Raw genomic sequence first — 2,247 nt, 5'->3', positions numbered from 1 at the left:
ACCGACTTAAACGCCTGCTACCTGTAAACGATGCCGTGAGAGAGCCTGTAAACGAAGACCTGAGTGACGATGTAAACAATGACCTGAGAGTTCACATCCGGCGAGTTGGTAGCAAGTTTCCGAGAACACGGTAGCGCTGGTCGGAGGTTTCCTGCTCGGCTGTGAAGTGACACGCAGAAGGCGTTGTCGTTTCATTGTTAAGGGGCGGGTTGATGGCGGACTATCGAAAAATCTTGGGGCTTTTACTGGAGGGGCGCAGCTACCGTGATGTCGTCGAGCTCGTGGGGTGCTCGCATCGCGACGTGGCTCGGGTGCGGCAGGAGGTCGAGGCTCGGGGCCTGACCGCGACCGTCACGGTTACCGACACTGCGCTGGCGGAATGGTTTCCCGACGGGCGCCGGAAAGTCTCGGACGAGTATGACCAACCCGACCTGGCACGGATATTAGCGTCGATGAAAGCGAACCGGCACTTCACGTTGCTGCGGGCCTGGCGCCGCTACGTTGACACCAAAGACGCGGGGAAGAAATACGGGTACTCCCAGTTCTGCGCCCTGTTCACCGGCTACCTCCGCACTCACGATCTTGTCGCGGTGCTCCGTCACGAGCCGGGCCGGGCGATGCTCGTCGACTGGGCCGGCGACACGATGGACATCGTCGACACCATCACCGGCGAAGTGGTCCGGGCGATCCTATTCGTCGCGGTGCTGCCGTTTTCGGGGCTGATGTTCTGCCGCGCCTATGCGGATATGAAGTCTCCAGCCTGGCTCGACGCTCACGTTCAAGCGTTCGCGTTCTTCAAGGGTGTGACGCAGATCATCGTGCCCGATAACCCGACGACGTCGACCCACCGAACCCACCCGGGTGATGCGGAGCGGGCCGTGAACGCCCGGTATCAGCAGCTCGCTGACCACTATCAGACAGCAATTGTCCCGGCCAGACCGAAAAAACCGCGCGATAAGGCATCAGCCGAGAATGCGGTGAACGTCGTCAACAAACGTGTCATCGGATACCTCGAAGACGATGTCTTCACGACGCTAAGCGAGTTGAACACAGCGATCGAGGAACGGGTGCGGGAGATCAACCATGACATTCGCCGCGCCGATGACACCACCCGGTGGGAACGCTTCGACACCGAGGAACGCGAGCTGCTCCGCCCGCTGCCCGATATCGGGTTCGAGGATGTCGAGTGGAAAGAGCTCAAGGCCGCCCGGAACTACCACGTCACCGCGGACACCCAACGCTATTCCGTGCCGTTCGCCCTGGCCGGGAAGCTGCTGCGGGTCCGAGTGACGTCGTCGCGGGTAACGATCTTCGACGGCAACGACAGCATCTGCGAGCACCCGCGGCTGACGGGCCGCAAGGGCCAATACTCGACCCTGCCGGAGCATGTTCCGCCGCAGCACCGCGATATCGACGGGTTGTGGTCCAGGCGCTGGTTCATCGACCGGGCGCGCAGCGCCGGGCCGGCGACGGTCACGGTGATTGAGCAGATCCTCGACAGCCAGACGATCGAAGCGCAAGGCTACCTGGCCTGCCAGAACATCCTCGACGGCCTCGGCAAGAACAACCGAGAACGGCTGGAGGCCGCCTGCCAGGACCTCATCAACCGCAAGGCCCACCCGACATATTCGACACTGAAACGGTTGATAGCGGCGATCGATAGTGATGCGAAGAAGCCACGGCCGGTGACCCCGGCAGCGTCGACACGCAAACGCAGCAGCACCGTTGTGTTCCGCGACACCGTCACGGACGTCTATGTCCGTGACGCCTCTCACTACGCCCGAAACGAGGACGGAAAGTGACGTTCACCAGCGTTGACTATGACAAGTTCCGCGCCCTGCGGGTGACCCACGTCGCGACCCGGCTGGAGGAACTCATCCAAGACGAAGCAAACGACACCCTCACGCCGGAGCAGCTGTTCCTCACCGCGGTCGACGACGCGTTGGAATCCCGACGCGTCAGCCGGGTTGACAAACTCATCCGCCAGGCAGGCCTCCCGATCCCCGGCGCGACCGTTGCTGAGGTCGACTACCGGGAGGGACGCGGCATCACCGCCGTCCGAATGCGACGCTATGCCGCCCACGACTGGCGCGTGGATGCGACCAACTTGCTCATCATCTCGCCCACTGGCGGCGGGAAAACCTACCTCTGGCCTTGCCCCCGGTTAGTGGACACGGGTTAAGCGGCGAGTTGAACTTCCGCGGTCTCTGACGAGTATTGCAGTTCGAAGGTGACGGGGGTGACATC

The 2,247-nt window shown here is 62.3% G+C and carries 2 protein-coding genes; both read left to right on the top strand.

The window, feature by feature from the left end:
• Positions 1-212 precede the first annotated feature (212 nt).
• On the top strand, positions 213-1,802 hold the full coding sequence (istA, locus tag E3T55_RS01345) for an IS21 family transposase (RefSeq protein ID WP_134517787.1): 1,590 nt from the start codon (positions 213-215) through the stop codon (positions 1,800-1,802).
• Complete coding sequence (locus tag E3T55_RS01340; RefSeq protein WP_134517786.1) at positions 1,799-2,182, top strand: ATP-binding protein; 384 nt, start codon at positions 1,799-1,801, stop codon at positions 2,180-2,182. Before istA ends, E3T55_RS01340 begins: the two co-directional genes overlap by 4 nt.
• The last annotated feature ends 65 nt before the right edge of the window (positions 2,183-2,247 follow it).

The organism is Cryobacterium frigoriphilum (assembly GCF_004403305.1).
Classification (GTDB): domain Bacteria; phylum Actinomycetota; class Actinomycetes; order Actinomycetales; family Microbacteriaceae; genus Cryobacterium; species Cryobacterium frigoriphilum.
This window is presented reverse-complemented; position numbering and strand designations above follow the sequence as displayed.

Coding starts and splice junctions, on each gene's coding strand:
- istA (WP_134517787.1), top strand. CDS start 213: ATGGCGGACTATCGAAAAATCTTGGGGCTTTTACTGGAGGGGCGCAGC.